This is a genomic window from Streptomyces beijiangensis, from assembly GCF_017315755.1.
Lineage (GTDB): Bacteria > Actinomycetota > Actinomycetes > Streptomycetales > Streptomycetaceae > Streptomyces > Streptomyces beijiangensis.
Window position 1 is genome coordinate 1 of record NZ_JAFLRJ010000584.1, and the last position, 651, is coordinate 651.

The 651-nt window shown below is 75.6% G+C and carries 1 protein-coding gene; it reads left to right on the forward strand.

What is annotated here, in order from left to right:
- The coding region (locus J0695_RS37155) for a sacsin N-terminal ATP-binding-like domain-containing protein (RefSeq protein WP_372445891.1) at positions 1 to 651 on the forward strand (651 nt) is incomplete at both ends.

Below are 651 nucleotides of genomic sequence, written 5' to 3' on the forward strand. Positions count from 1 at the left end.
ACGCCGCCGCCCGTGCGGGCGTCCCGGGCAAGCTCCGTCTGACCCTCCGCGAGGGCACCCTCGCCGCCGCCAACACCGGCGCGCCCCTCGACGCCGTGGGCGTCGAATCCCTCTCCACCCTCCGTGCATCCGCCAAGCGCACCGAGGACGATACGAACGGCGCCGTCGGCCGCTTCGGCGTCGGCTTCGCGGCCGTGCTCGCCGTCAGCGACGAGCCCGCCGTCGTCGGCCGGCACGGCGGCGCCGAGGACCTGGCGACGCGCCTGCTCGACGGCATCGACGACGCCCTGCTGCTGACGCTCCCCGGGCTCGGCGAGATCGTCGTCGACACCGTGGAGGGCGTACGGACCCTGACCCGGTCCGCCGAAGGCCCGTACATCGACATCACCGACTCGGCCAACGGCACGACGGACACCACCCGTTGGCGTATCTCCGCCGCCCACGGCGCGCTCGACCCGAAGCTCCTAGAAGGCCGGCCCGTGGAGGAGCGCCTGCGCCCCCACTGGGCCGTCACCTGGGCCGTCCCGGTCGACGCGGAGGGCGCGCCCGTACGCCCCCGCACCGCGCCCGTGGTCCACGCGCCGACCCCGACCGACGAACCCCTGGGCGTACCCGCCCTGTTGATCGCCTCGCTGCCCCTCGACCCGACCC